We start from the raw sequence: 20,955 nt of genomic DNA, 5'->3' as shown, positions 1-20,955 counted from the left end.
TACCCGACCTGATGGGCAACATATCGAGGACGCTTGGTAACCCGGCGCCCATGCCAGCGGCGGTACGATTGTCGTACCGCCGCATTCTTGTGCCCGTACGAGCACGCACATTCCTGCGCGCCGTACGTGGCGTCACGCTGCCCCGCGCTGGAGTGCCTCGCACACCGCCGTCGACTCCCGGGCGCCCAGCTCGACGGCCCGGCCGCAGTGGGTGATCCAAGCGACCATGCCCTCCGGGGTGCCGCTGACGTATCCCTCCAGGGCGGCGACGTACGCCGCCCGGCCCAGCTCGGCGTGGCCCGCCTCCGAGGGGCACACCGCCTTGGGATCCAGGCCGCTGCCGACCAGTACGAGGCGCTCCGCCGCGCGCGCGACGACACCGTTGTACGAGCCGAACGGCCGCAGGGCAACCAGCTCGCCGTGCACGACGGCCGCGGTCACCAGGGCGGGCGCCGAACCGCCCGCGATGACCAGCTCGGAGAGACCGTCCAGACGGCCCGAGACCTCGGCGGCACCCGGGAGCGGCAGTTCGACGAGCGGCTCGTGGACCGGCTCGCCGTCCCGACGGGGACGTCCGACCTCGTCCTCCTCGCTCGCTGCCGCCACCAGGTGCAACCGCGCCAGCACCCTCAGGGGGGACTGCCTCCAGATGGACAGCAGCTGCCCGGCCTCCGCGGTCAGCCGCAGCGCCGCACCGACCGTACGGGCGTCGCCGTCGCCGAAGTCGGTGCGACGGCGTACTTCCTCGAGCGCCCAGTCGGCGCCGGACAGCGCCGCCGAGCCACGGGCACCGCGCAGTGCGGCCTCGGAGGTGATCTCGTTGCTGCGGCGCCGCATGATCCGGTGTCCGTAGACCCGGTCCACTGCCTTGCGCACGGATTCCACGGCCTCGGGCACGCCGGGCAGCGTCGCGAGGGCGGCGAGCGGATCGGCGGTCGCACCTGTCGTACTCATGAGTACGACCCTACGCACCCGGACCGCCCGGACGTGCGGGAGTGTCCTTCTTCACGTCCGGGCGCCCGGCCCGGTGATGCGGCGCCCGCCTAGCCCTTGCTGCTGCGCTCGCCCTTCTCAGCTCTCTCCGCCGGTGCCCCGGGCACCCCCTTCGGTGCCGGGGCCGACCGGTCCGACAGGAAGGAGGCCCATCCCGCCTTCGGGGCCTCGCCCACCTTCAGGCCGCGCAGTTCGGCGAGGACCCGCGGGTCCTGAGCGTCCAGCCAGTCGGCCAGTTGACGGAAGGAGACGCAGCGCACCTCAGGCTTGTTGCACACGCTTTCGACGACCTCCTGGACGGCGCGCATATAGGTACCGCCGTTCCAGGACTCGAAGTGGTTGCCGATGATCAGGGGCGCGCGGTTGCCGTGATAGACGCGGTCGAAGCCCTGCAGGAGGCCGTCGCGCATCTGGTCGCCCCACATCTCCCGCTTGCCGGGGTCGCCCTGGGTGCGAGTGCCCGACTGGTTGACCATGAAGTTGTAGTCCATGGTGAGCTGCTGGTACGAGTGCCCGGGGAAAGGCACGAGTTGCATGGACAGGTCCCAGAGACCTTCCTTCTTGGCGGGCCACACCTGTTCGTTCACGCCGGAACTGTCGTACCGGAAGCCCAGGTCGCGGGCCGCCTTGACGAAGTTCTTCTGACCCTCCAGACAGGGCGTGCGCCCGCCGATGAGCTCCTTGTCGTAGTCGAAGGGCAGCGGAGGCAGGTTCTTCAGGCCGGGGGCATTGGTCTTCCAGGACTTCACGAACGACTTGGCCTGGGTGATCTCGGACTTCCATTCGTCGACCGACCACTTGCCGCCCCCGCCGTCGGGCCCGCAGAAGTGTCCGTTGAAATGGGTCCCGATCTCATTGCCCTCCAGCCACGCCAGACGCGCCTGGGTGGCGGTGTCCCGGATGCCCTGCTCGTCGTTGAAGCCGATGTCCGAACGGCCGGGCGCGTGCTGCGGCGGCCGGTACAGGTCGCGTTTCTCCTCGGGGAGCATGTAGACCCCGCTGAGGAAGAAGGTCATGGTCGCGTCGTTGTCCTTGGCGACCTGACGGAAGCGCGAGAACAGCTTCTGGCTGTCCTCTCCCGCGCCGTCCCAGGAGAAGACAACGAACTGCGGGGGCTGCTGGCCGGGCTTCAGCCGCTCGGGTCTGGGCAGGTGGGGCTGCGCACCCGTGTACGCGGTGGAGCCGTCGCCGAGGGGGCGGAACACGCTGCCCGGAGCGGCCGGCGCACCGGCGCCCTGCTTGCCGCCGGGTACACCGGAACGCCCAGGGGCGCCGGAGGCGTGTTCCCCGGGCGGGGCGTGAGTGGTGTCGGTCGCGCAGCCGGCGACCGCGGTGGCACAGGCCGCGGCGAGTGCGACGCCTGCGGCGATCTTCTGGGTGGCGGCCATCTCCGCCCACCTTCTTCCTTCGTTCGGGGCAAGGCCGGTCGGGCGTGCCGCGGAGCCCGTCCGGCGGGCCGCCGTACGGGACGAAAACCGCGCACGCGAACAGCCCGGTCAAGGTCGCACGCGACTTCGAAGGAATTTGTATGACAAGCCGATGAAATTACTGACTAACCCGCAAGAGTGACTTATTGCGCCACTTGCTCGGATTCCAGCTACTCTCTTTTTTACTTTGCATTACTTTTGATTTGCCGAATCTTGGCAATGCAGTACCCATCGCTGCCAGCCGTGCCTCCAGAGGAGACGACACCCGTGTCAGCCTGCCTGCCCACTCACGCCACCGATCCGAGCCACACCAGGCGCACCCACCCACCACACAGCCCCCCGCCCGCGCCACGCCGCCGGTTCCGCATCGCCGGCGCCGATCTGTCGGCATCGATCGCGGTCTTCCTGATCGCACTCCCGCTGTCCCTGGGCATCGCCCTCGCCACCGACGCGCCCCTGCAGGCCGGCCTGGTGGCCGCGGCCGTCGGCGGCCTCGTCACCGGTCGGCTCGGCGGCTCCCCGCTGCAGGTCAGCGGTCCCGCCGCCGGGCTCACCGTGGTCACCGCCGACCTCATCCAGCGCTACGGATGGCGCGCCACCTGCGCGATCACTGTCCTTGCCGGCTGCGCCCAGCTCCTCCTCGGCTGCCTGCGTGTGGCCCGTACGGCACTCGCGGTCAGTCCCGCGATCGTGCACGGCATGCTCGCCGGCATCGGGGTGACCATCGCCGTCGCCCAGGTGCACATCGTGCTCGGCGGCACCCCGCAGAGCGCCGTGCCGGACAACCTGCGCGCACTGCCCGGCCAGGTCGCGCACCTCGATACTGCCGCGTTGTCGACGAGCGTCCTCACCTTGGGGCTGCTGCTGCTCTGGCCACGCCTTCCGGGCCGCACCGGACGCCTGCTGCGGACCATCCCCGCCCCCCTCGTCGCGGTGGCCACGGCCACCGCGGCCGCCTCGCTGGCCGCGCTCACCCTGCCCAAGGTCGAACTGCCCTCCTGGCGCAACCACGCACTGGCCGGGTTCCCGGACGGCCCGGTGCCCGGCCTCGTCGCCGCCGTCCTCACCATCACGCTGGTGTGCAGCGTGCAGTCGCTGCTGGGCGCGGTCGCGGTGGACAAGCTGGTCGCCTCCCGCACCGGCGCCCACGCTCACGTGGACCGCTCCGACCTCGACCGGGAACTGCTCGGACAGGGCGCCGGCAACATCCTGTCCGGCGCACTCGGCGGACTGCCGATCGCGGGTGTCGCCGTCCGTTCGACGGCCAACGTGCGCGCGGGCGCGGTGAGTCGGAACTCCACGATGCTGCACGGCATCTGGATGGTGGTCGCCGCGCTGCTCCTGGTCCCGGCACTGCAGCTGATCCCCCTCGCCGCCCTCGCCGCGCTCGTCATGGCGGTCGGCATCCAGATGGTTTCGCCACGCCACATCCGCACCGTCACCCGTCACCGCGAGATGCCGGTGTACGCGGTCACCCTCGCCGGTGTCGTCCTCCTCGGTGTCCTGCAGGGCGTAGCCCTCGGCATCGCCGCCGCCGTCGCCGTCGCCCTGCACCGGCTGGCCCGTACCCGTATCACCCACGAGGAGCGTGACGGCGTCCATCATCTGCACGCCCGCGGACAGTTGACGTTCCTCGCCGTGCCCCGACTCAGCCGGACCCTGCATCTGGTGCCACCCGGGGCGGACACGGTCGTGGAGCTCGACGGCTCCTTCATGGACCACGCCGCCTACGAAGCGCTGCAGGACTGGCGCAGACAACACCTCGCACGGGGCGGCTCGGTGGAGCTGACGGGGCGGGCGGGGCCCCGGTTCGCCGAGCCGGTCCCCAGGACACCGGTCTGCCACTGCGGGCCATGGACACCCTGGCGCAACCACCAGTGCGCCCCGGAGTCCGCCACGCGGCCCACAGGTCCGCCGGACGGGGACGGCGGGTCCGCCGGAGAACAGCGCTCCGTCGACGGGCAGCGGGTGACCGACTCACGGGCGCCCGGTGACGAGCGACCGCCCACGAGCGGGCAGTATCAACTCGCCCGAGGCATCAGCGCCTTCCAGCACCGCACCGCGCCCCTGATGCGCGACGAGCTGGCGCGGCTCGCCCGGGAGGGACAGAACCCGTCGCAGCTCTTCCTCACCTGCTCCGACTCCAGAGTCGTCACCTCGATGATCACTGCCAGCGGTCCCGGCGACCTGTTCGTCGTGCGCAACGTGGGCAATCTCGTGCCGATGCCCGGCGAGGAGAGCGGTGACGACTCGGTGGCGGCGGCCATCGAGTACGCGGTCGACGTGCTGCGGGTGCGGTCCATCACGGTCTGCGGGCACTCGGGCTGCGGGGCGGTGCAGGCCCTGCTGGCGACAGCTGAACCGACGACCGCGGCCGACTGGCCGGGCAACTCAAGTGGGCCGGACGGGCCGGACGGACCAGGTGGACCAGGTGGGCCGGACAGGCTCGGTCCGCCGGTTGGGCCCGGCAGGACGGATGGGCCGGGCAGACTAGATGCGGCGCGGACGCCGCTCGGGCGCTGGCTGCGGCACGGGCGGCCGAGCGTGCACCGGATGACCGCCGGCGACAGGCCCGGGGCACGGTTCGCCGACGGGGAGCCCGCCGACATCGCCGAAAGGCTCTGTCTGACCAATGTGGTGCAGCAGCTGGAGCACCTGGCAGCGCACGAGTGCGTGGCCCGCGCCCTGCACGAGGGCTCGCTCGATCTGCAGGGCATGTACTTCCACGTGGGCAGAGCACAGGCCTACCTGCTGAACGGCACGCCGGGGGACGGGACGCGGGAGGGGGTGTTCACCCGGGTGGAGGCCCTGCGGCCCGTCCGGGGCACGCCGGCCTGAGGAGCGGCGGGTCGCACACGGCCCGCCACGCTGGTGAACCGATCACGTCCGCCGCCCGTGAGAACGTGTGGCCCGGCGCCGGGGAGCCGGACCCGGGCCATAGCCTGCACATCACAAGAGGTCTAAACCATTTGTCCGGCGACCCTTGTCATCGGGGGTGCCGGTCTGATGAGCTGTGGCCTGGGACACAACGGACACCCTGGGAAAGGGAGATGTCGTGAGCAACAAAAGCCTGGCCGGCCTTCTGACGGAGGAGATGGGAAAGTGAGCGAGAATCCTTCCCTCTCCAACCTCCTGAAGGAGGAGCGTCGCTTCGCGCCTCCCGCAGAACTCGCCGCGCACGCCAACGTCACGGCCGAGGCGTATGAACAGGCCAAGGCTGACAGACTCGGCTTCTGGGCCGAGCAGGCCCGTCGGCTGACCTGGGCCACCGAGCCGACCGAGACGCTGGACTGGTCGAACCCGCCGTTCGCCAAGTGGTTCCAGGACGGCCGACTGAACGTGGCGTACAACTGCGTGGACCGGCACGTCGAGGCGGGCAACGGCGACCGGGTCGCCATCCACTTCGAGGGCGAGCCCGGCGACAGCCGGACGATCACCTACGCGGAGCTCAAGGACGAGGTGTCCAGGGCGGCCAACGCCCTGCTGGAGCTGGGCGTGCGCAAGGGCGACCGGGTCGCCGTCTACATGCCGATGATCCCCGAGACGGCGATCGCCATGCTGGCCTGCGCCCGCATCGGAGCCGCGCACTCGGTCGTCTTCGGCGGCTTCTCGGCGGACGCGCTGGCCACCCGTATCGAGGACGCCGACGCCCGCGTCGTCATCACCGCCGACGGCGGCTACCGGCGCGGCAAGCCCTCCGCGCTCAAGCCGGCGGTCGACGACGCGGTGGGCCGCGAGGGCACCACCGTGGAGCACGTGGTCGTCGTACGGCGCACGGGCCAGGAAGTCGCCTGGACCGAGGGCCGTGACGTGTGGTGGCACGAACTCACGCAGAAGCAGTCGGCCGAGCACACGGCCGAAGCGTTCGAGGCCGAACACCCGCTGTTCATCCTCTACACGTCAGGTACGACGGGCCGCCCGAAGGGCATCCTGCACACCTCCGGCGGCTACCTCACCCAGGTGGCGTACACGCACTGGTCGGTCTTCGACCTCAAGCCCGAGACGGACGTGTACTGGTGCACGGCCGACGTGGGCTGGGTCACCGGCCACTCGTACATCGTCTACGGTCCGCTGGCCAACGGCGCGACGCAGGTCATGTACGAGGGCACGCCCGACACCCCGCACCAGGGCCGCTTCTGGGAGATCGTCCAGAAGTACAAGGTGTCGATCCTCTACACCGCGCCGACCGCGATCCGAACGTTCATGAAGTGGGGCGACGACATCCCCGCGAAGTTCGACCTGTCCTCGCTGCGGGTCCTGGGCTCGGTCGGCGAGCCGATCAACCCCGAGGCGTGGATCTGGTACCGCAAGCACATCGGCGGCGACCGCACCCCGGTCGTGGACACCTGGTGGCAGACGGAGACCGGCGGCATCATGATCTCCCCGCTGCCGGGCGTGACCGACGCCAAGCCGGGCTCGGCGCAGCGCCCACTGCCGGGCATCTCCGCGACGGTCGTCGACGACGAGGCGAACGAGGTGCCCAACGGCGGCGGCGGTTACCTGGTGCTCACCGAGCCGTGGCCGTCCATGCTGCGCACCATCTGGGGCGACGACCAGCGGTTCCTCGACACCTACTGGGCCCGTTTCGAGGGCAAGTACTTCGCCGGTGACGGCGCCAAGAAGGACGACGACGGGGACATCTGGCTGCTGGGCCGCGTCGACGACGTGATGCTGGTCTCCGGGCACAACATCTCCACCACCGAGGTCGAGTCCGCCCTCGTCTCGCACCCGTCGGTCGCCGAGGCGGCCGTGGTCGGCGCGGCCGACGAGACGACCGGACAGGCGATCGTCGCCTTCGTCATCCTGCGGGGCACGGCGGCGGAAACGGAGAACCTCGTCGGCGAGCTGCGCAACCACGTGGGCGCGACCCTGGGGCCGATCGCGAAGCCGAAGCGGATCCTGCCGGTGGCGGAGCTGCCGAAGACCCGCTCCGGGAAGATCATGCGGCGGCTGCTGCGGGACGTGGCCGAGAACCGTCAGCTCGGTGACGTGACCACGCTCACCGATTCGACGGTGATGGACCTGATCCAGGCGAAGCTGCCGGCGGCGGCGTCGGAGGACTGATCCGGGGCCGGGGTCGGGGCCGGTCCACCTGGTCGGGGCCGGTCCACCTGGTCGGGGCCGGGTGGCCCCGCCCCGACCCCGGCCGGTCCTGTCCGCTCCGGCCCCAGGACCCCACCCGAGCGGGGCCCGCCGGCCTCGGCCGGGACCTTCTGACCGGCCTGCTCGCCCTGCTCAACCCGCCCGATCTGCCCCCGGGAGCCGGGAGTCAGGAGCCGTACCGTGGCCCAAGGGGTGGGTCCTGGGTAGGCTTGTCGGGACACCCTCCACAAGAGCAAAGGTTTTTTCGGGCGCGCCGGGAAGTCTGGTCGGCACGTAATGCGTGCTGCCCACTCACCCGGAGGTCCCCCTCGTGGCCCCGCCCCGCAAGCCCCGTACAGCCGACCAGCCCGTTCGGCCCGGCCGGCCCCGCAACGGTGACCGCAGGTTCCTCGGCCGTCTCTCGCTGCCCGAGCGGAACTACGTCGCCGAGGCCCTGCGCACCGAGACCGTCGGCGGAGTCATCCTCCTTCTCGCCGCGGTCGCGGCACTGATCTGGGCGAATCTGCCCGGTCTCGGCCACAGCTACGAAAGCGTGAGCCACTTCCACTTCGGGCCCTCCGCACTCGGCCTGCACCTCTCCGTGGCGCACTGGGCCGCCGACGGCCTGCTGGCCGTCTTCTTCTTCGTCGCCGGTGTCGAGCTCAAACGCGAACTGGTCGCCGGGGACCTCAAGGATCCGCGCGCGGCCGCCCTGCCCGTCGTGGCCGCACTGTGCGGAATGGCCGCGCCCGCGCTCGTCTACACCCTCACCGCGCTCGTCGGCGGCGGCTCGCTCTCCGGCTGGGCGGTCCCCACCGCCACCGACATCGCGTTCGCACTGGCCGTCCTCGCGGTCATCGGCACCTCTCTGCCCTCCGCGCTGCGCGCCTTCCTGCTCACGCTCGCCGTCGTCGACGACCTGTTCGCCATCCTGATCATCGCGGTCTTCTTCACCGACGGGCTGAACTTCGCCGCGCTCGGCGGCGCCGTCGCCGGCCTCGTCCTCTTCTGGCTGCTGCTGCGCAAAGAGGTACGGGGCTGGTACGTGTACGTCCCGCTCGCCGTGGTGATCTGGGCGCTGATGTACAACAGCGGCGTGCACGCCACGATCGCCGGTGTCGCGATGGGCCTGATGCTGCGGTGCCACCGCCGCGAGGGTGAGGAGCGTTCCCCCGGCGAGCGCATCGAACATCTGGTGCACCCTCTGTCCGCCGGTCTCGCGGTGCCTCTGTTCGCCCTGTTCAGCGCGGGTGTCTCCCTGTCCGGCGGCGCGCTCGGAGATGTGTTCGGGAAACCGGAGACGCTCGGTGTCGTGCTCGGCCTCGTCCTCGGAAAGGCGCTCGGCGTCTTCGGCGGCACCTGGCTGACGGCCCGTTTCACCCGGGCCTCGCTCAGCGACGAACTGACCTGGTCGGACGTCTTCGCGCTCGCCACGCTGGCCGGCATCGGCTTCACCGTCTCCCTCCTCATCGGCGAACTCGCGTTCACCGACGACCCGGTGCTGACCGACGAGGCGAAGGCCGCGGTGCTGTGCGGCTCGCTGATCGCCGCCGTGCTGGCGGCCGTACTGTTGAAGATCCGCAACGCCAAGTACCGGGCCCTGTCGGCGGAGGAGGAGCGCGACGAGGACGAGGACGGCATCCCCGACGTCTACGAGGAGCACGATCCGGCGTACCACTTGCGCATGGCCGAGATCTACGAGGCCAGGGCCGCCGAACATCGAAGGCTTGCCGAAGTGACGGGCGGGGCAGGCGAGGGGGACCACGGTCCGGCATGATCTGACCTGTGCACAAAACGTCGAAACGTCTCCGACGGCGCACGGACGACAGACCGCGCCCCGGGACCCCAGAGACGCGGAGACGCGGAGACGCAGCAACCCTGAGGCCCAGAACTCCAGAGCCCCGCTCAAGAGACCACCCGGCGCCGCACGCAAGCGACGCACGCAAGAGACGCACTCACGTACGACGACCCGACACGACCCACACGACAACAGGGAGACCCTCGATGAGCGCACCCGACGGCAGCCCGGTCGGCGCGGAGCCCAGCATCGGCAGGCTGTTCGCCTCGGCCACGGCGGAGATGTCCGCACTGGTGCACGACGAGATCGCGCTGGCCAAGGCCCAACTCAAGCAGGACGTGAAGCGCGGCGCGCTCTCCGGCGGTGCGTTCTCCGGAGCCGGCGCGGTGCTGCTGTTCTCCCTGCCGATGCTCAACTTCGCACTGGCGTACGGGATCCGCACCTGGAGCCACTGGAATCTGGCTGTCTGTTTCCTGCTGTCCTTCGCCGCCAACGTGGTCGTCGCCGGCCTGCTCGGGCTGATCGGCATGTCGTTCGCGAAGAAGGCCAAGAAGGGCAAGGGACCGCAGAAGGTCGCCGCCTCCGTGAAGGAGACGGCCGGGGTGCTGCAGAACGCCAAGCCGCATCCGCGTCCGGACCTGCCGGACACGCACATCGAGGCTGTGGCACGCTCGTCCTCATGACGGACCCCGCCACACCCTGGTCCCAGCCCGCCTCGGTCGTACGACTCGACGTCCCCGGCGGCGAAGAGGTGATCCACCGGGATGTCGCAGCCAACGGCGCCCGTTTCCACATCGCGGAGCTGGGCGACGGGCCGCTGGTACTGCTGCTGCACGGGTTCCCGCAGTTCTGGTGGACCTGGCGGCACCAGTTGGTGGCGCTCGCCGACGCGGGCTTCCGGGCGGTGGCGATGGACCTGCGCGGGGTCGGCGGCAGCGACCGTACGCCGCGCGGCTACGACCCGGCCAACCTCGCGCTGGACGTCACCGGAGTGATCCGCTCCCTCGGTGAGCCGGACGCCGCGCTGGTCGGACACGACCTGGGCGGCTATCTGGCGTGGACGGCGGCGGCGATGCGGCCCAAGCTGGTGCGCCGGCTCGCGGTGGCCTCCATGCCGCACCCCCGGCGCTGGCGCGCCGCGATGCTGCGGGATCCGAGGCAGTCGGCGGCGAGCGCCCACATCTGGGGGTTCCAGCGGCCCTTCGTCCCCGAGCGCCGACTCACCGCCGACGACGGCGCGCTGGTCGGGCGGCTGATCCGGGAGTGGTCGGGGCCCCGGCTGCCGGACGACGACGCGGTCGAGGCGTACCAGAAGGCCATGTGCATCCCGTCCACCGCGCACTGCGCGGTGGAGCCGTACCGGTGGCTGGTGCGCTCGCTGGCCCGGCCGGACGGTTTCCAGTTCAACCGGCGCATGAAGCGGCCGGTACGGGTGCCGACGCTGCATCTGCACGGTTCCCTCGACCCCGTCCTGCGCACGCGCAGCGCGGCCGGTTCCGGGGAGTACGTCGAGGCCCCTTACCGCTGGCGCCTCTTCGACGGCCTGGGACACTTTCCGCACGAGGAGGATCCCGGCGCGTTCTCCACCGAGCTCATCAACTGGCTGCGGGACCCCGAACCGGACCGGTGAGCCGGTGAGCCGACGCGGCAGCGAGCCGGCACGGCAGCGAGACGACGAGGCGGTACGACGGCCGGGGCGGTACGACCGCGAGGCGTACGGGCATCCGCCGTGTCACCTCACCGGCACGCCCGGTATCCGAACAGGGAACGTCTGTTCGTCGCACAGCCATGTGCCTGACGCATAGGCCAATTGGAGGCCCGCGGGGAGGTTATCGACCTTGGGGCGGGGGCACGGTCGGGGTATGGGCTGGACGCACGACTACAACGACGTAGCACGCAACCGCCGCTCGGCCGCTGGTCCGGGCCCTCATGAGAGGGGCGCCCCGCAGTTGGCGGGCGCCGATCCCCGCGTGGGTATTCCGCACATCCTCCGCCGCCGCGCCCGCTGGGTCTCCGCCCGCCTGCGGCACGCACGCGGCTGACCGACCGGCAGGCCGTCGGACGACCGCTCCGGCCAGTCCGTCGGCCATCCCTCAGCCGGCGGCCCGTCACAACGCGCAACTCGAACGGTCACAACCCGCGGCTCCGGTCGTACAACACGCGGCTCCGGTCGTCACAACGCGCAGTTGTCGCTGTCCACCTGCTGGTTCGCCCTGCGCCCCTGGTCGATGTCCTGTTCGATCTCCTCGGCGGTGAGGGCGTAACCGGTCTCGGCGTCGTCCAGCGACTTGGCGAACACCACGCCGTAGACCCGCCCCTGAGGGGTGAGCAGGGGACCGCCCGAGTTGCCCTGACGCACGGTCGCGAACAGTGAGTACACGTCACGGCGCACGGTGCCGCGGTGGTAGATGTCCGGGCCGCTCGCGGTGATCCGGCCGCGTACGCGCGCGGGCTGCACGTTGTACGAGCCGTTCTCCGGGAAGCCGGCGACGATCGCGCCGTTGCCGCTGGAGGCGGCGGGAGAGGCGAACCGCAGTACGGGCGCGGGCAGGTCGGGCACGTCGAGTACGGCGATGTCGCGCCGCCAGTCGTAGAGGACGACCGTCGCGTCGTACTTGCGCCCCTCGCCGCCGATCTGCACGGTCGGCTCGTCGACCCCGCCGACCACGTGCGCGTTGGTCATGACGCGGCGGTCGGCGAAGACGAAGCCGGAGCCCTCCAGGACCTTGCCGCAACTGCGGGCGGTGCCCATGACCTTGACGATCGAGCGCTTGGCGCGCGTGGCGACCGCGCTGCGCGCCAGGGCCGGGTCGGGCGGCTCGACCTCGGTGATCGGCTCGTTGGCGAACGGGCTGAAGACCTGCGGGAAGCCGTTCTGCGCGAGGACGGAGGAGAAGTCCGCGAACCAGGAGTCCGCCTGCGAGGGCAGGGTCTGCGAGACGCCGTGCAGCACCTTGGAGCCCCGGACCTCCCGGCCGAGCGTCGGCAGCGTGGTCCCCGCGAGCGCGGACCCGATCAACCAGGCGACCAGCAACATCGCCACGACATTGACGAGGGCGCCGCCCGTGGCGTCCAGCGCGCGGGCCGGGGACCAGGTGATGTAGCGGCGGAGCTTGTTGCCGAGGTGCGTCGTCAGGGCCTGCCCGACGGAGGCACAGACGATCACCACTCCGACGGCGATCACGGCGGCCGTCGTGTTGACCTCGGCGCCGTCGGTCGCCTCGTCCCAGAGGACGGGGAGCACATAGACCGCGACGAGGCCGCCGCCGAGGAAGCCGGTCACCGACAGGATGCCGACGACGAAACCCTGCCGGTAGCCCACGACCGCGAACCACACCGCGGCGACCAGCAACAGGATGTCCAGCACGTTCACCGCTTCACGCCTCGCCTCGTCACGTTCCTCTCACCACGAAGTCCGGCCGGTGTTCCGGAACACGAGGCGGCGAGGGACACGGCGTCCCCCGTCGAAACACAGCACGGGTGCCACCCTGTCATGCGCGCCAGTCGAGCGGGACCCGCTTGTCGCGGTCCCAGGGGCGTTCCCAGCCCGCGAAGTGCAGCAGTCGGTCGATCACGCCCGCCGTGAAACCCCACACGAGGGCGGATTCGACCAGGAATGCCGGACCCGTGTGACCTCTGGGGTGCACGGCGGTGACCCGGTGCGCGGGATCCGTGAGATCCGCCACGGGGACGGTGAAGACCCGGGCGGTCTCCTGCGGGTCGACCGCGCCGATCGGGCTGGGCTCCCGCCACCAGCCGAGGACGGGGGTGACGACGAAGCCGCTCACCGGGATGTAGAGCCGTGGGAGGACACCGAATATCTGGACGCCGCGGGGGTCGAGGCCGGTCTCCTCCTCGGCCTCGCGCAGTGCCGCGCGCAGGGGGCCGACGGTGGCCGGGTCGCCGTCCTCGGGGTCGAGGGCGCCGCCGGGGAAGGCGGGCTGCCCGGCGTGCGAGCGCAGGGAACCGGCGCGCTCCATGAGCAGCAGCTCCGGGCCGCGCTCGCCCTCACCGAAGAGGATCAGCACGGCGGACTGCCGGCCGCCGCCGTCCTGCGGCGGCAGGAACCGGCTGAGCTGCGAGGGCCGTATGGTCTCGGCGGCCCGCGCGACGGGGGCCAGCCACTCGGGCAGGCCGTCCCTGACGACACGCGCCGCCTCGCCAGGCCGCCCCCCGCCGGTTCCCGGCAGCGCGGGCCCGGCATCGGCGGCCCGTACTCCCGCGGACCCCGCGTCCGCCGCCTGTGCGCCTTCGGCGCGCACGCCCGTACCCCGCGCCTCCGCGGCCCGCGCCTCCGCGCGTTCCGTGTTCGTGTCGCTGGTGTGTGTCACCGCCACCCCCGTCCTGCCGGTCCCAACGCGTCCGAGGGCTCGTATCGTTCCTCGTGCCGTTCCTCGTGTCCCGCGTGTCCCTCGTGTGGGTGTCCGTCCGGGGCCGCGTTCACCGGGTGGCCCCCAGCGGCGGGGCCGGGACGCCGCCCGCGTCCAGGTACGACTGCGGGGGGTTGAGCCGCTGGCCGGGGAAGCCTCCCTTCTCGTACTTGAGCAGCTTCTTCGCCTTCTCGGGGTCCGTCTCCCCCTCGCCGTACGCCGGGCACAGCGGAGCGATCGGGCAGGCACCGCAGGCCGGTTTGCGGGCGTGGCACATGCGGCGGCCGTGGAAGATCACGTGGTGCGACAGCATCGTCCAGTCGCTCTTCGGGAAGAGCGCGGCGACGGCCGCCTCGATCTTCTCCGGCTCCTTCTCCTCCGTCCACCGCCAGCGCCGCACCAGCCGCTGGAAGTGCGTGTCCACGGTGATGCCCGGCCGTCCGAAGGCGTTGCCCAGTACGACGAAGGCGGTCTTGCGGCCGACTCCGGGCAGCGTGACCAGGTCCTCCAGCCGACCCGGCACCTCGCCGTCGAACCGCTCCACGAGGGCCTTGGAGAGCCCCATGACCGACCTGGTCTTGGCCCGGAAGAAGCCGCAGGGCCGCAGGATCTCCTCGACGTCCTCCGGGTTCGCCGCCGCCAGGTCCTCCGGGGTGGGATACCTGGCGAAGAGCGCCGGTGTCGTCTGGTTGACGCGCAGGTCGGTGGTCTGCGCGGACAGGACCGTGGCGACGACGAGCTGGAAGGGGTTCTCGAAGTCCAGCTCCGGATGCGCGTACGGATACACCTCGGCGAGTTCACGGTTGATCCGGCGGGCACGGCGGACCAGGGCGGTACGCGACTCGGCGGCCACCGCCCGCGGCTCACCGGCCGTCTCACGCGCACCGTCACCGCCCGTACCGGCCGCCCCGCGGGACTCGGCGGAACGCGCCCGTTTCGCCGGTTTCCCCGTACCGCCCCCGCTCTGTTCGCCGTCAGCGGAATCCCGACGTTCAACCACCCGCCCAGCCCCCTTGGCCTGTGCTCTCACCGGCGATTTGGACACCCGGCCAGCCTACGACCCGGCACCGACATCCGCTCCGCTCCCCGGGGCGGCAAGCCTCTAATCGGACCCTGCCCCCCTGCCCGGCACAGGTGTGCGGCATCCTTGTGACAGATCACACTGTTTGGACCGTCCGGCAAAATGGGCAGCAGGGTCCCCTGGTGGACTGATGGGTACCCGGGGGGCAACAGCCCCTGAGCAGGTCGACAAGGAGAGAACTCGTGGACGACGTTCTGCGGCGCGCCCCGCTCTTCGCGGCGCTCGATGACGAGCAGGCCGCGGAGCTCCGCGCCTCCATGAGTGAGGTGACCCTCGCGCGCGGTGACTCGCTGTTCCATGAGGGCGACCCCGGTGACCGGCTGTACGTGGTCACCGAGGGCAAGGTGAAGCTGCACCGCACCTCCCCCGACGGACGCGAGAACATGCTGGCCGTCCTCGGCCCCGGCGAGCTGATCGGCGAGCTGTCGCTGTTCGACCCGGGCCCGCGCACGGCGACGGCCACGGCCCTCACCGAGGTGAAACTGCTCGGCCTCGGCCACGGCGACCTCCAGCCGTGGCTCAACGCGCGGCCCGAGGTGGCCGCCGCGCTGCTGCGTGCCGTCGCCCGGCGGCTGCGCAAGACCAACGACCAGATGGCCGACCTCGTCTTCTCGGACGTTCCGGGCCGTGTCGCGCGGGCGCTGCTCGACCTCTCCCGGCGCTTCGGCGTGCAGTCGGAGGAGGGCATCCACGTGGTGCACGACCTGACGCAGGAGGAGCTGGCCCAGCTCGTGGGCGCGTCACGGGAGACCGTCAACAAGGCGCTCGCGGACTTCGCGGGACGCGGTTGGCTGCGGCTGGAGGCGCGTGCGGTGATCCTGCTCGACGTCGAGCGGCTGGCCAAGCGCTCGCGCTGACGGACGCATGGGATCACGCGGCCCGTAGGCCGGTAGCCCCAGCAGCCCGGTAGCTCCCGTAGCCACGGCAGCTACCGGAGCTACGGGGGTCACGGGAGTTACGGGGGTCACGGGAGTTACGGGAGTTACGGGAGTTACGGGCCCCGAAGGCTCATATCAGTCCGTGTTCGCCCAGGTACTCCAACTGCGCCCGGACCGACAGTTCCGCCGCCGGCCACAGGGAGTGGTCCACGTCCGCGTAGACGTGGGCCACCACCTCGGACGCCGTGCGGTGACCATCCTCGAACGCCGTTTCGACCTGGGCCAGGCGGTGGGCCCGGTGGGCGAGGTAGAAGTCGACGGCACCCTGGGCGTCCTCCAGGACCGGGCCGTGGCCCGGCAGCACCGTATGGACGCCGTCGTCCACCGTGAGGGACCTCAGACGGCGCAGGGAGTCCAGATAGTCGCCCAGGCGGCCGTCGGGATGGGCGACGACGGTCGTGCCGCGCCCCAGGACGGTGTCACCGGTGAGGACGGCCCCGTCGGCCGGGAGATGGAAGCACAGGGAGTCCGCCGTGTGCCCCGGGGCCGGCACCACGCGCAGCTCCAGGCCGCCGACCGCGATCACGTCCCCGGCGGCCAGCCCCTCGTCCCCGAGCCGCAGCGCGGGATCCAGCGCGCGCACCTTTGTCGACGTCAGCTCCGCAAACCTCGCGGCGCCCTCGGCGTGGTCCGGGTGACCGTGCGTCAACAGGGTGAGCGCTATCCGCCGCCCGGCCCGTTCGGCCGTGGCGACGACGCTCCGCAGGTGCGTGTCGTCCAGCGGGCCCGGGTCTATGACCACGGCCAGATCGGAGTCCGGCTCGGCGACGATCCAGGTGTTGGTGCCGTCGAGGGTCATCGCCGACGGGTTGGGCGCGAGGACGTTCACCGCGCGGGCGGTGGCGGGGCCGGACAGGACCTCGCCGCGTGGCCGGCCGGGAAGAGCCGCTGCTTCCGTCATCTCACTGGCCTCCGCCGCTCGGTATCCGCCGGGTGAACTCGTCATGCCCGGGCCAGTACAGGAGGATCTCCTCGTCCCGGACCTCGGCCCGGGCCAGCACCGGCGTCATGTCGCGGCCGGGCGCCGCGGCCAGCGCCTCGGCCGCGGTGGCGTACGGGGCGAGCCGGCGCAGGGTCGCGACGGTGGGCGGCAGCATCAGCAGCTCGCCCGCGTCGTACGCCCGGGCCGCCTCGGACGGGCGGATCCACACCGTGCGGTCGGCCTCGGTGGAGGCGTTGCGCGTGCGCTGCCCCTCGGGCAGGGCGGCGACGAAGAACCAGGTGTCGTAGCGGCGCGGCTCGAACTCGGGGGTGATCCACCGGGTCCAGGCGCCCAGCAGGTCGGAGCGCAGGACGAGGCCCCGGCGGTCCAGGAACTCCGCGAAGGACGTCTCACGGGCGACCAGGGCGGCACGGTCGGCCTCCCAGTCGGCACCGGTGGTGTCGCCGACCACGGTGTCGGGGGTGGGTCCGGCGAGAAGCACGCCGGCCTCCTCGTACGTCTCCCGGACGGCCGCGCAGACGATCGCCTGGGCCTCGGCCGTCCCGTCCACGCCGAGCCGGTCGGCCCACCACTGGCGCGTGGGGCCCGCCCAGCGGACGTGGTGCTCGTCGTCGCGGGGATCGACGCCGCCGCCCGGATAGGCGTACGCACCCCCGGCGAAGGCCATGGAGGTGCGCCGCCTCAGCATGTGGACGGCGGGCCCGTCGTCGGTGTCCCGAAGCAGCATCACGGTGGCCGCACGCCTGGCGGGCACCGGAGCGAGACGGCCGTCCGCCAGCGCACGAATCAGTTCCGGCCACTCAGCCGGAAACCACTGCCCGTTCCCCATGCGGGGAGGCTATCCCGCAACGCGCGGATGTTCGAGACCGACCGGTAGGAAGACCTAACCCACGCCCGCGGGCACACACGCGGGCGTGGGGCATGCGCCCGCGCCCTCTGCTCCCCCCGCCCCGCCGCCACTGCTCCTGTGCCTACCCCTGCTCGCCCACGAGCTCGACCTGGATCTCCACCTCGACGGGCGCGTCCAGCGGCAGCACGGCGACACCCACCGCACTCCGCGCGTGCACGCCCTTGTCGCCGAGCACCTCGCCGAGCAGTTCACTGGCCCCGTTGACGACGCCGGGCTGGCCCGTGAAGTCGCCGGCCGAGGCCACGAACCCGACGACCTTCACCACCCGGGCGATCCGGTCCAGGTCCCCGGTGACCGACTTGACCGCGGCCAGCGCGTTCAGCGCGCACGTCCGCGCCAGCTCCTTGGCCTCCTCGGCGGTGACCTCCGCCCCCACCTTCCCGGTGACCGGCAGTTTCCCGTCCACCAGCGGCAGCTGGCCCGCCGTGTACACGTACGCGCCCGACCGCACCGCCGGCTGGTACGCGGCCAGCGGCGGCACGACCTCCGGCAGGGTCAGCCCCAGCTCCGCGAGCCGGGCCTCGACCGCGCTCACGCCTGCTTCTCCCGCTTCAGATAGGCCACGAGCTGCTCGGGGTTGGGGCCGGGCACGACCTGGACGAGCTCCCAGCCGTCCTCGCCCCAGGTGTCCAGAATCTGCTTCGTGGCATGGACGAGCAGCGGCACGGTTGCGTATTCCCACTTGGTCATGCGGCCGACTGTATCCGCTGTTGTCCACAGCCTCCCGAGTAGCCCGCGCGCGGACTGGTTAGGCTCGAATACGTGAGCAGGCTCCAGGTCGTCAGCGGCAAGGGCGGTACCGGAAAGACCACGGTCGCCGCAGCACTCGCGCTCGCCCTCGCGACCGAGGGAAAGCGCACGCTTCTGGTGGAGGTGGAAGGCAGACAGGGCATCGCACAGATCTTCGAGACACAGGCGTTGCCGTACGAGGAACGGAAGATCGCCGTCGCCCCGGGGGGCGGCGAGGTGTTCGCACTGGCGATCGACCCCGAACTGGCCCTTCTGGACTACCTCCAGATGTTCTACAAACTCGGCGGCGCGGGCCGCGCCCTGAGGAAACTCGGCGCGATCGACTTCGCCACCACCATCGCGCCGGGGCTGCGCGACGTCCTGCTGACCGGCAAGGCGTGCGAGGCGGTCCGCCGCAAGGACAAGCACGGCCGGTTCGCGTACGACTACGTCGTCATGGACGCGCCCCCCACGGGACGCATCACGCGTTTCCTCAACGTCAACGCCGAGGTGGCGGGTCTCGCCAAGATCGGGCCCATACACAACCAGGCGCAGGCGGTGATGCGGGTCCTCAAGTCCGGTGAGACGGCCGTGCACCTGGTGACACTGCTGGAGGAGATGCCCGTCCAGGAGACCGCGGACGGCATCTCGGAGCTGCGCGCGGCCGGGCTGCCGGTGGGGCGGAACATCGTCAACATGGTGCGTCCGGCCGTACTGGACCAGGAGGACCTGGAACTCGCGGGCACGGTGCCGCGCACCGCGCTCGCCAAGTCCCTCTCGGGCGCGGGGCTCGGCGGCGCCCGGCGCGGCGGGCTGGCCGAGCGCCTGGTGGACCCGCTGCTGCAACAGGCGGAGGAGTACGCCGAGCGGTACACGCTGGAGCGCGAGCAGCGCGCCCAGCTGACCGAGCTCGGCCTGCCGTTGCACGAACTCCCGCTGCTCGCCGAGGGAATGGACCTGGCGGGCCTGTACCACCTGGCCAAGGAACTGCGTCAGCAAGGGATCTCATGAGTCCGGACCCGGCCCCCACGCACCGCACCCGGAACGCCGGGGAAGCCCGCCAGGCTCCGCCGGCCGGGAAGGACCCCGAGGCTCCGCCGGCCGGGGCGGAACGCGCCGCCCGCGCCGCGGCCTCCGCGCACGACCTGGCGGCGGCCCGCTCCCTCGAACCCGCGCGCGTCCTGGACGTCGACCCCCTCCTCGACGACCCCGGGACCCGCATCGTGGTGTGCTGCGGCTCCGGCGGCGTCGGCAAGACGACGACGGCGGCGGCCCTCGGCCTGCGAGCCGCCGAGCGCGGCCGCAAGGTCGTCGTCCTGACGATCGACCCGGCCCGCCGGCTCGCGCAGTCCATGGGCATCGACGCGCTGGACAACACCCCGCGCCGGGTGAAGGGCGTCGACGACGCCGCGGGCGGCGAACTGCACGCCATGATGCTCGACATGAAGCGCACGTTCGACGAGATCGTCGAGGCGCACGCGGACCGGGAGCGGGCGGCGGCCATCCTGGGCAACCCCTTCTACCAGTCACTCTCGGCGGGCTTCGCGGGCACGCAGGAGTACATGGCGATGGAGAAGCTGGGGCAGCTCCGCTCGCGCGACGAGTGGGACCTGATCGTCGTCGACACTCCGCCCTCGCGCTCCGCGCTGGACTTCCTGGACGCGCCCAAGCGGCTCGGCTCGTTCCTCGACGGCAAACTGATCCGCGTCCTGCTCGCGCCCGCCAAGGTCGGCGGCCGGGCGGGGATGAAGTTCCTGAACGTCGGTATGTCGATGATGACGGGGGCCCTGGGCAAACTGCTCGGCGGCCAGCTCCTGCAGGACGTACAGACGTTCGTGGCGGCGATGGACACGATGTTCGGCGGGTTCCGCACCCGCGCGGACGCCACGTACAAGCTGCTCCAGGCGCCCGGTACGGCGTTCCTGGTGGTGGCGGCACCGGAGCGGGACGCACTGCGTGAGGCGGCCTACTTCGTGGAGCGGCTGGACGCGGAGCGGATGCCGCTGGCCGGGCTGGTCCTCAACCGGGTGCACGGCAGCGGGGCGTCGCAGCTGTCCGCCGAGCGGGCGCTGGCCGCCGCGGAAAATCTTGAGGACTCCCGCATTGTTGATCAGCGGGACGGGAAAGACAGTCCTCGTAACTCTCCCGAAACACACGGCAGTTCAGGCAGTACGGGCCATCCGGAGGGCCCGGCCGCCGCTTCCGACGAGGGCTCCCCCGCCGGCGGCGAGGACGGCGGCAGGCAGACCGGGGCCCGCGAGGGTACGGACGTGGACGGCGCGGCCGACACGGCCGACGTGGCTGACGCCGCCGTCGACGCGGACGTGAACGTGCGAGACGACGACGTGAACGTGCGAGACGACGGGGTCTCCGCGGACGCAGGCGTGAATGCAGGCGTGGACGTGAATGCGGACGCCGCTGCCCGGCAGCGGCAGTCGGGCACGACGGCCGCCGTCGACCAATTGTCGGCGGGCCTGCTCCGGTTGCATGCCGAGCGCATGCGGCTGCTCGCGCGCGAGCAGCGCACCCGCGACCGCTTCCTCGCACTCCACCCCGAGGTGGCGGTGGCCGAGGTGGCCGCACTGCCCGGTGACGTGCACGACCTCACCGGCCTGCGCGAGATCGGCGACCGGCTCGCGGCCGACGCGGCACCGAACTGACGTGAGCCGGGACCGGCACGACGC

The 20,955-nt window shown here is 71.6% G+C and carries 18 protein-coding genes; 9 read left to right on the top strand and 9 right to left on the bottom strand.

Annotation, left to right across the window (positions count from 1 at the left end; all coding sequences use genetic code 11):
- Positions 1 to 132: 132 nt before the first annotated feature.
- Both QFZ64_RS19300 and QFZ64_RS19295 read right to left on the bottom strand, forming a co-directional pair.
- Positions 133 to 954, bottom strand: a complete 822-nt coding sequence (locus tag QFZ64_RS19300; protein ID WP_307067429.1) for an oxidoreductase — start codon at positions 952 to 954, stop codon at positions 133 to 135.
- 89 nt (positions 955 to 1,043) lie between these two features.
- Entirely contained in the window at positions 1,044 to 2,381 is a 1,338-nt protein-coding gene (locus QFZ64_RS19295; protein WP_307067427.1) for a hypothetical protein, read from the bottom strand.
- Between the two features lie 306 nt (positions 2,382 to 2,687).
- Between QFZ64_RS19295 and QFZ64_RS19290 the strand changes: the two genes are divergently transcribed.
- The 6 genes from QFZ64_RS19290 to QFZ64_RS19265 all read left to right on the top strand — a co-directional run bounded on the left by QFZ64_RS19290 (position 2,688) and on the right by QFZ64_RS19265 (position 11,342).
- Positions 2,688 to 5,258, top strand: a complete 2,571-nt coding sequence (locus QFZ64_RS19290) for a SulP family inorganic anion transporter (protein WP_307067426.1) — start codon at positions 2,688 to 2,690, stop codon at positions 5,256 to 5,258.
- 264 nt (positions 5,259 to 5,522) lie between these two features.
- On the top strand, positions 5,523 to 7,484 hold the full coding sequence (acs, locus tag QFZ64_RS19285) for an acetate--CoA ligase (RefSeq protein ID WP_307067424.1): 1,962 nt from the start codon (positions 5,523 to 5,525) through the stop codon (positions 7,482 to 7,484).
- A gap of 349 nt (positions 7,485 to 7,833) precedes the next feature.
- Complete coding sequence (gene nhaA, locus QFZ64_RS19280) at positions 7,834 to 9,279, top strand: Na+/H+ antiporter NhaA (RefSeq protein WP_373430632.1); 1,446 nt, start codon at positions 7,834 to 7,836, stop codon at positions 9,277 to 9,279.
- A 227-nt stretch (positions 9,280 to 9,506) separates the two neighbouring features.
- Positions 9,507 to 9,983, top strand: a complete 477-nt coding sequence (locus tag QFZ64_RS19275; RefSeq protein ID WP_307067422.1) for a phage holin family protein — start codon at positions 9,507 to 9,509, stop codon at positions 9,981 to 9,983.
- Positions 9,980 to 10,930, top strand: a complete 951-nt coding sequence (locus tag QFZ64_RS19270; protein ID WP_307067420.1) for an alpha/beta fold hydrolase — start codon at positions 9,980 to 9,982, stop codon at positions 10,928 to 10,930. Before QFZ64_RS19275 ends, QFZ64_RS19270 begins: the two co-directional genes overlap by 4 nt.
- A 232-nt stretch (positions 10,931 to 11,162) precedes the next feature.
- A complete protein-coding gene (locus QFZ64_RS19265) occupies positions 11,163 to 11,342 on the top strand; it encodes a hypothetical protein (protein ID WP_006142024.1) in 180 nt (59 codons plus the stop codon).
- A 131-nt stretch (positions 11,343 to 11,473) separates the two neighbouring features.
- On the opposite strand, the gene QFZ64_RS19260 is transcribed toward QFZ64_RS19265, so the two are convergent.
- From QFZ64_RS19260 to nth, 3 genes are all read right to left on the bottom strand, one after another.
- A complete protein-coding gene (locus QFZ64_RS19260; protein WP_307067416.1) occupies positions 11,474 to 12,673 on the bottom strand; it encodes a MarP family serine protease in 1,200 nt (399 codons plus the stop codon).
- A gap of 118 nt (positions 12,674 to 12,791) precedes the next feature.
- Positions 12,792 to 13,490, bottom strand: coding sequence for a CoA pyrophosphatase (locus tag QFZ64_RS19255; RefSeq protein WP_307071761.1), 699 nt, complete (start codon positions 13,488 to 13,490; stop codon positions 12,792 to 12,794).
- Positions 13,491 to 13,740: 250 nt separating this feature from the next.
- A complete protein-coding gene (nth, locus tag QFZ64_RS19250) occupies positions 13,741 to 14,670 on the bottom strand; it encodes an endonuclease III (protein WP_307067413.1) in 930 nt (309 codons plus the stop codon).
- Positions 14,671 to 14,933: 263 nt separating this feature from the next.
- On the opposite strand from nth, the gene QFZ64_RS19245 reads away from it, so the two are divergent.
- Positions 14,934 to 15,608, top strand: a complete 675-nt coding sequence (locus QFZ64_RS19245) for a Crp/Fnr family transcriptional regulator (RefSeq protein WP_006142016.1) — start codon at positions 14,934 to 14,936, stop codon at positions 15,606 to 15,608.
- Between the two features lie 151 nt (positions 15,609 to 15,759).
- On the opposite strand, the gene QFZ64_RS19240 is transcribed toward QFZ64_RS19245, so the two are convergent.
- The 4 genes from QFZ64_RS19240 to QFZ64_RS19225 all read right to left on the bottom strand — a co-directional run bounded on the left by QFZ64_RS19240 (position 15,760) and on the right by QFZ64_RS19225 (position 18,232).
- Positions 15,760 to 16,590, bottom strand: coding sequence for an MBL fold metallo-hydrolase (locus tag QFZ64_RS19240; protein WP_307067411.1), 831 nt, complete (start codon positions 16,588 to 16,590; stop codon positions 15,760 to 15,762).
- Position 16,591: 1 nt separating this feature from the next.
- Positions 16,592 to 17,461, bottom strand: coding sequence for an NUDIX hydrolase (locus tag QFZ64_RS19235; RefSeq protein ID WP_307067409.1), 870 nt, complete (start codon positions 17,459 to 17,461; stop codon positions 16,592 to 16,594).
- Positions 17,462 to 17,603: 142 nt separating this feature from the next.
- Entirely contained in the window at positions 17,604 to 18,077 is a 474-nt protein-coding gene (locus QFZ64_RS19230) for a RidA family protein (RefSeq protein ID WP_307067407.1), read from the bottom strand.
- On the bottom strand, positions 18,074 to 18,232 hold the full coding sequence (locus tag QFZ64_RS19225) for a DUF4177 domain-containing protein (protein ID WP_009189813.1): 159 nt from the start codon (positions 18,230 to 18,232) through the stop codon (positions 18,074 to 18,076). Before QFZ64_RS19225 ends, QFZ64_RS19230 begins: the two co-directional genes overlap by 4 nt.
- A gap of 72 nt (positions 18,233 to 18,304) precedes the next feature.
- Between QFZ64_RS19225 and QFZ64_RS19220 the strand changes: the two genes are divergently transcribed.
- On the top strand, positions 18,305 to 19,282 hold the full coding sequence (locus tag QFZ64_RS19220) for an ArsA-related P-loop ATPase (RefSeq protein WP_307067406.1): 978 nt from the start codon (positions 18,305 to 18,307) through the stop codon (positions 19,280 to 19,282).
- The gene (locus QFZ64_RS19215) at positions 19,279 to 20,931 is read left to right on the top strand and encodes an ArsA family ATPase (protein ID WP_307067404.1); all 1,653 of its coding nucleotides are present in this window, start codon (positions 19,279 to 19,281) and stop codon (positions 20,929 to 20,931) included. Before QFZ64_RS19220 ends, QFZ64_RS19215 begins: the two co-directional genes overlap by 4 nt.
- Positions 20,932 to 20,955: the final 24 nt, after the last annotated feature.

It is taken from the genome of Streptomyces sp. B3I8 (assembly GCF_030816915.1).
Lineage (GTDB): Bacteria > Actinomycetota > Actinomycetes > Streptomycetales > Streptomycetaceae > Streptomyces.
This window is presented reverse-complemented; position numbering and strand designations above follow the sequence as displayed.